Below are 6382 nucleotides of genomic sequence, written 5' to 3'. Positions count from 1 at the left end.
CTGATTTTCAAGAAATTAATAAGTGGTGGGAAATAATTTTTTCGGCTTACTGGATGATTAGTTCCCATTCTCAAGCTTTTAGTAATTTGAATCAATCCTCGGCTTTATCTAGTTCTAATACTGTATCAATTGAGCTTTTTTGTGATTTTTCTCTTCATCAACAATGGTCAGATCAAGAAGGATGGAAGACTACTTTGAACAACCTTCGTTTAATTATTCAACCGACTATTTTATTTTGGATGATTATTCCTTGGTTAGACATTTTCCCCAATCGGCATTTACTACTTGGTTTTCATCAACTCATTAGTGTCATGAATCAATTTTCTTTCCATTTCCCTGATGGCTAAATTCTATTTCTGCTACTCCTTAATTTCGGAAAGTGACAAAAGAGGGCTAGAGTTGAAACGAGCTATCGATCGAGATCGACTAAAATTTTAAGAGAAGGGAGTCAAATCTTTAGGTTTAATGACAACTACTAATTCAACTCGGCTTTAGGAAATAAGTTAAGAGTTTCTTGTCCCATCACTTTCTGCGTTGAGTTTTTCTCTTATTCTATCTACAATTGTAGAGTTAGGAGAACGTCAAAGTTGAGGATACCGTACTGGTCAGCACCCAAGCATAAGCGAGCAGCCCTACGATAGCTAAACCTATGACAGTCTCGTTGTGTGTCGTCATCCAATGCAGCCAGCTTTGCCAAAAATAGCTAAAAGCGGCGCGGCGTTCAACAGCTAGTTCGGCCATTAAATCAACTACTCTGGCTATTTACGTTCCTCTAGAGTGATTTCACCTTGCTGATAAGCAATCTTTAGTTCATCTAGCTGGCGCCAGTATTCTTTTGTTACTTGAAGAAGATTAAAAAACATTAACTAAAACTGAAAATTGTAATTTGAATTTACAGCGGCTTTGTAGCAAGAACTATTTACCGCCCAGAATATTGCTGTCAGACTCATTTTTTTGGCAGCAGTAGCTACTCGTTAACTACTCAAATGAAATTTTTATTCAGACACACGACGAGCAGACAAGTTTTTCAACCAGGCAATAGGACTTCCTCAATTTAAGTTGAGGAACCGAGAGTGGTAGAAGTCTCAGCCATTGTTGAGGGAGTTTTATATTGAAAGACAAATTCGTCATAATCAAGCAAGATTATCCAGCTAAATTACCGTGAGGTAGATTTGAGCAGATAATCAAAATATAGTTTTGATAAATAGCTAGCAAACACTCTACTTATTTCACGGAGCTTAAAATGAGGGCTTCAATTTCCTTGGCTCTAAACAAGTCCTTCGAGAGTTGCACCGACGACTCGATAATCGGAATCCCGTCGTAGATTCGCTAGAGCAGCTTCTGCTTTTGGAGTTTCAAAATTTCTCAAAACTCTTGCTGCTATGGCGCGAATTGGCGCTTGCTGCGATTGAGCTGCTGAGAGCAGAAGTTCTAAAGCTCTCGATTCTTGTGGCGTTTGAGCTAATTGTCCCAAACTAGCTAGTACTGTTTGTTTGACAACTGGATCGTCTCCTGTGAGTCCTAAAACTGATAGTTCTAAGAGAGTTGCTGGATATTGTGTAGCGTCGATAGCTGCAAAGATGCTAAATCGTACTAACCAATTAGAGTCTCGTTGGAATAATTTCACCAGATAGGGGATTGCATCTTGACCATATTTAGCCAGAGAATTGGCGGCTTCAGCTCTAACATTGTAATCGCTGTTTTGTTCGATTAAATCCAGCAACAACTCAAAGCCTTCATCTGTACATTTATACCCCAAACCCCTAGCCACAAAAGAACGAATAATAAATTCTCCATCATCCATGGTTCGCTTCAGTAGGGGGATAGCCAAATTAGGTTCGTAGTTTCTCAACTCGGTAATCGCTTTCATGCGATTTTGAGGATCTTGACTATCGAGGTAAGTTTCAATCTGATGCAGTTCCATAAGACTATTTTTAAAGTAACTATAAATTATGTTAAGTCTTATTACAATAACTTGCCATACTCCGAACGGTTGATTGGAGCAGTAAAATTGGTAAAGTTGACCAAAAATCGGTTCTTTTTCAACGTGAGCGTCAAACGAACTAGATATTCGTTAGTTGAATATTTATTCAATTAACCAACCTCTATCCATTGGCTTATCCGGTGTTGCTTATTTTCGGACAAGTCTATTAGTTGTATTTCAGGCGTGGGTGCATAATATTGTTGTAGCCACACTTGACGTAGTGTTTCTACTGCCTTGAGCCAACGCAGTTCAATTGGTGCTGTAGGGACATATATGGCATCAAGTAAATCAAACCCATCTTGGCCAACTCCTACTGCCAAAGCATTACGCTCGTCTTTTTGCCGGGGCAAACGAGTATTTTCTACTCTTTTTCTATAGCGGTCACACCATTCACCTTGAAGATCGGCTCCCAGCCACTCTGGGGCGACTTCAGCTAGGGTATTTAAGGCATAGCGTAGAGTTTCGATGAGATTATTCCAAGTGGGTCAGTTCCCGAACCTTTGCCAGTACATGAGTTGAATAGACCTCTTGCATAACTACAGATAAATCGTATTTTTTATCCGATAATTAAGTCCATAATTATAAATACCTGCTATTAAACTCAGTCTCAAATTAATCCTTCTTCTTCTATTCCTATATCGAGATGATAATAATTTAAATTTTTTGAGACGACGATTAATATGTTCAATTATTATTCTTTCTCTGGCTAACTTTTGGTTGGTTTTTTTTGACTCTCTATCTAGCTTTTTGCCACGCTTCTTCTTAATAGGCGTTTGACTATTTGCATGATATTTTTGAATTCCTTGGTATCCCTTGTCTCCCAATTGTTTAATTGACTTTTTGGCTTTAGTTAGACTTGGTTTCCAAATTTTAAAATCGTGCTGCTTTCCTTTTCCCTAGGCTATACAGATTATTGACTTGCTCTTGATATCCACAACTATCTAGGATTTAAGTGTATGTTTCTTTTGTTTACCACTATAGTATGCTTTCTGTTTTTTTTTGGACGTTCTACTTCGTGTTCTGTTACGTCTACCACAACTGTTTCTGGCTTAATTAATACTTTTTTGCCGGGTAAAGCAAAAACTCCTGATTTGATTAATATGTCTTCTGTACGCCTAATTATTCGCTAAGCTGTTGATTCATTAATTCCCCAGTTTTGTGCCAGATGAAAATACGTTCTATACTCTCGCCAATAGGATAGTGTCATCAATACTTGGTCTTCAATGATTAATTTATCGTTTCTACCTGTCTTTTTTTGGAGCATTCTTTCTACTTTTGCTACTTTTACCATAACCTCAAAAATCTGAGAATATACGCCATACGTTGTTTTAAAGTCGCTTTGGCTAAAATCCTTGGCTGTTTCATATCTCATACTACGAATTACCCTTATTACCTCTATTCATATTAGAAATTATCATAGTTATGCAAGAGGTCTATTAACCTCAACACGTTGAACCAAATTGTGCCATTTGCCAGGTTGAAAATACTTATCTTGTCCGTCTTTTCCTTTGAGTAAAATATCTTCGCCATAAGTTCCAGGCTGATCCATGTGATATAGATACACAGTAGCTTTGCCACCTTCGCACCACATATATCTAGAAGTGAAGCCGTTGTTGCCGTTAGGTTTTGTTCCTCCAGATGCGAGATCGCCTTCACCTAGTCCTGGTAGCTTACCGCCACTAAACTTGTCGCCATCAAAATCAAAGCCTTTATCGAACTTAAGCTAGTAGGAAAGATAATATTCTTTCGCGTCGGGAATCGTCCATTTAGCTCCAGCGTTGGACTGTTCGTTATTCGGATTATTTACAATGCAAACGGCATTCTCCTGATAGTGAGATTACTGTGGGAATTACTATAATCTCTCGTGTCACTCAAGAATTTAATTTCGGGCATAGAAAGTGGGCAATTATTCCTTGTTGCCATCGCCTTAAAAAGAAGATTAAATTAGACGAGGATAGTATTAGAATTTACCCGATAACTCGACATACTTTACAGCAAGTAACAACTTGGGCTATAGGAAATAACCTAACCCAACTGCCTAGTTCGACGATTATCTAAAGGCAATCGTATTTGTTAGTGATTTGGTTTTATTATTTAATAATTTTGGCGACGCTCAACCAAAACCGCTGTAACCATTATTATATTCTTGTGAGTTTCGACTGCTTACTATGTATAGTTTTCAAAGGTTTTTGCTGGTTTTCCTTACAGCCTGACTTGCTCAATTTTTTTTGAGCCTCGCAAACGGTCTCTAGACAACATACTATATCTAGATTTTAATGGAAGCACTCTCTAATTACTAAAGAAACTAATTGAATGGAAACAAATTAAAAAAAAAAGGGTCTTCATAAAAAGACCCTAAAAAAGTCTCTTTAATTACTCAAACTATTGAATAAAAACAAAGTATATATAAATATAAGCAGTTATAAGGAGAGATATATGAATGAATAAATTATTATTATCTGGGCTAGTTTTAGGAGTTGGGGGACCGTTGTTGTATTGGTGGATAGGATTATATTTGTTAGTAAATACGGTAGAACAACCATTACCTAAAGAAGAGAAAGTTGTACCTGATATTATTAAACAAAAAGAAGAGTAATTAATCTATTTAAAAGGTTTAATAGATTAATTTGAAAATAAAATATTTGATATTTAAAATTTTTCAAATATTTGTTGGCGACTCCTTCGCTTTCAGTGTTGGGAGTCGCCAACAAATATTTCCCAATTCTGCCAAAGCCTCGTGAATGACTTGATTGAGCAAAATCTGTATTTGTGCTGGTTCATCCATTACCAACAACTCCAGAGCCAATTTAGCGGGAATAGCAATGAATTTAGCTTTGGTTCTGGCGATCGCTTTTCTCCAGGCAATCAAAACCTCTTCAGTATCGACTAGTTTGCTTTCCAGTAGATCCGCCTCCAGGTTTTTGATTCTAGCGAGCGCTACACGCTCGGATACCTCGGCGGATAGCTTCTGGAACTGTAATTCGGCTTTAGGATTGTCTTTCAAGCTGCCTATTTCTTTCTCTAGCTGAGAGAGACGATAGCAAAGCGCCGAGATTACCCCATATTTACCCAAATCGCGCTCTAAATAGCCCCGTGCCGCCCAATTTTCGCTCGTTCGGTAGTGAACTCGAACTAATTTAGCTACTTGCGCCGCCGATAAATGTTGCTCTTCCATGAGTTGACCACCACCACAAGGGGGTAAAAAAATTTTGGTGTCTAGAATTCCTCCGCGCGTTTCCAACCCGCGTTAGTTTGCCTCTAGGTGTTTGTTGAGCAGAGGGGAAATTTTGGTCGCCAAAAGCTTTTTTGAGCAAAACTGTCCCACTTACAGTTATTAGAAATTAAATCTCTTATCGTCTGTGATAACTATTTGGCGGTAGTTTTAGAAAACACTGTCCCAGTAAAGGGTTAAAGTGGGACACTAGCTCAGAAATATTGAGCTAGTTCGGCAGCGATCGCCATGATGGAGATAAGACAATTGCCGAACCGTCGGACTAAAAGATGTATTGAGTGCAAATGTTGTGAGCCATGTCAAATTGATATGCGAAGCGGTATCCTTTAGGACAGATCTCATCCTCTCTGACCCAGAGTAATTTACTAATGGTACTTGCATCAACATTACTGACTAATCGATAGTACCATTGAGGTTCGTTGAGATAGGACTCAGTGTTGCGGTAAAGACTTTGATTGTATTTGCATTCGGCTACTTCAAAGACTGCCCACTTAGTATGGTTTTCGGCAGGATCGATAACTTTAACTAGACTTCCTACCTTGTACAGAGAATGAGGTTGGTCATCCACTGATTCAAGTGGCTCAGTAGTAAATACAGGAGTAGTTTTAATTTGGCGACTATCGCCAGCCAAAACTAAAGCGGTTTCATCTTTGCAGTAGGTTTGCTGACCATCGCTGATTTTGTATTTCCAACTGGGCTGGTATAAGAGTTTTCCTGATGGTGTTTGCGAGTCTAGTAATTCCATTCCTACTATCTTGTAGATGATTGCCCGATAGCTAAAGGAACTTTTTACTTCTACCTCGTTACTCGGTTTCTTCGGGGTGAATATTAGTCGCAAATTCAATGGTGATTAACTCTCTTTCTCCTTTGGTGTCGATCACGGAGGAGATTTCTCGTTGTTGAATTAATGTTTCTGAACTAACAACACAGTCATTTGTCATTTCGTGATGCGCTCTTGCCTGTTGGTTAAAGAATTCACACCAACCACGACCGTTAGATTCGTAGAAGTTGTTGAAATTAGGACAAGTAAGTAGCTAGGCAGAATTAAATATAAAACGCTTCAAGTGGTAATCGCCTTGTTTACTTCTTCGATTCATTGCTTGAATAATTGTCATAGCCAGATCGTATTCATTGTCAAAGATACGCCCCGCAATTTCATGAGTTTT

At 38.4% G+C, this 6382-nt stretch carries 8 protein-coding genes and 2 pseudogenes; 3 read left to right on the top strand and 7 right to left on the bottom strand.

The features are described 5' to 3' along the window. Positions 1 to 347: IS701 family transposase (locus V6C71_08275; GenBank protein HEY9768494.1), on the top strand; the 347-nt coding region annotated here is incomplete at its 5' end. A 920-nt stretch (positions 348 to 1267) separates the two neighbouring features. Here the strand turns inward: V6C71_08275 and V6C71_08270 are convergent. The 4 genes and pseudogenes from V6C71_08270 to V6C71_08255 all read right to left on the bottom strand — a co-directional run bounded on the left by V6C71_08270 (position 1268) and on the right by V6C71_08255 (position 3692). After that, on the bottom strand, positions 1268 to 1924 hold the full coding sequence (locus tag V6C71_08270; GenBank protein ID HEY9768493.1) for a HEAT repeat domain-containing protein: 657 nt from the start codon (positions 1922 to 1924) through the stop codon (positions 1268 to 1270). 170 nt (positions 1925 to 2094) lie between these two features. After that, on the bottom strand, positions 2095 to 2334 hold the full coding sequence (locus tag V6C71_08265) for a hypothetical protein (GenBank protein HEY9768492.1): 240 nt from the start codon (positions 2332 to 2334) through the stop codon (positions 2095 to 2097). 186 nt (positions 2335 to 2520) lie between these two features. Next, positions 2521 to 3356 (bottom strand): annotated as a pseudogene (locus V6C71_08260) (IS5 family transposase). 48 nt (positions 3357 to 3404) lie between these two features. Continuing rightward, positions 3405 to 3692 (bottom strand): annotated as a pseudogene (locus tag V6C71_08255) (hypothetical protein). 134 nt (positions 3693 to 3826) lie between these two features. On the opposite strand from V6C71_08255, the gene V6C71_08250 reads away from it, so the two are divergent. Together V6C71_08250 and V6C71_08245 are read left to right on the top strand one after the other, a co-directional pair. Beyond that, positions 3827 to 4042, top strand: a complete 216-nt coding sequence (locus tag V6C71_08250) for a CRISPR-associated endonuclease Cas2 (GenBank protein ID HEY9768491.1) — start codon at positions 3827 to 3829, stop codon at positions 4040 to 4042. Positions 4043 to 4424: 382 nt separating this feature from the next. Continuing rightward, positions 4425 to 4580, top strand: coding sequence for a hypothetical protein (locus tag V6C71_08245; GenBank protein HEY9768490.1), 156 nt, complete (start codon positions 4425 to 4427; stop codon positions 4578 to 4580). A gap of 63 nt (positions 4581 to 4643) precedes the next feature. On the opposite strand, the gene V6C71_08240 is transcribed toward V6C71_08245, so the two are convergent. From V6C71_08240 to V6C71_08230, 3 genes are all read right to left on the bottom strand, one after another. Continuing rightward, entirely contained in the window at positions 4644 to 5225 is a 582-nt protein-coding gene (locus V6C71_08240; protein ID HEY9768489.1) for a hypothetical protein, read from the bottom strand. A gap of 253 nt (positions 5226 to 5478) precedes the next feature. Then, positions 5479 to 5961, bottom strand: coding sequence for a hypothetical protein (locus V6C71_08235; protein HEY9768488.1), 483 nt, complete (start codon positions 5959 to 5961; stop codon positions 5479 to 5481). A gap of 58 nt (positions 5962 to 6019) precedes the next feature. Continuing rightward, positions 6020 to 6157 carry a hypothetical protein gene (locus tag V6C71_08230; protein ID HEY9768487.1) on the bottom strand — a complete coding sequence of 46 codons (138 nt, stop codon included), beginning with the start codon at positions 6155 to 6157 and terminating at the stop codon, positions 6020 to 6022. Positions 6158 to 6382: the final 225 nt, after the last annotated feature.

Source organism: Coleofasciculaceae cyanobacterium (assembly GCA_036703275.1).
Taxonomy (GTDB): Bacteria; Cyanobacteriota; Cyanobacteriia; order Cyanobacteriales; family Xenococcaceae; genus Waterburya.
The sequence above is the reverse complement of the archived record's forward strand: the minus strand, read 5'-3'. Positions and strand labels throughout refer to the sequence as shown.

Excerpts from the sequence above, each read along its gene's own strand:
- V6C71_08230 (HEY9768487.1), bottom strand. The coding sequence starts at position 6,157 with ATGACAAATGACTGTGTTGTTAGTTCAGAAACATTAATTCAACAACGA.
- V6C71_08270 (HEY9768493.1), bottom strand. The coding sequence starts at position 1,924 with ATGGAACTGCATCAGATTGAAACTTACCTCGATAGTCAAGATCCTCAA.
- V6C71_08235 (HEY9768488.1), bottom strand. The coding sequence starts at position 5,961 with ATGGAATTACTAGACTCGCAAACACCATCAGGAAAACTCTTATACCAG.
- V6C71_08245 (HEY9768490.1), top strand. The coding sequence starts at position 4,425 with ATGAATAAATTATTATTATCTGGGCTAGTTTTAGGAGTTGGGGGACCG.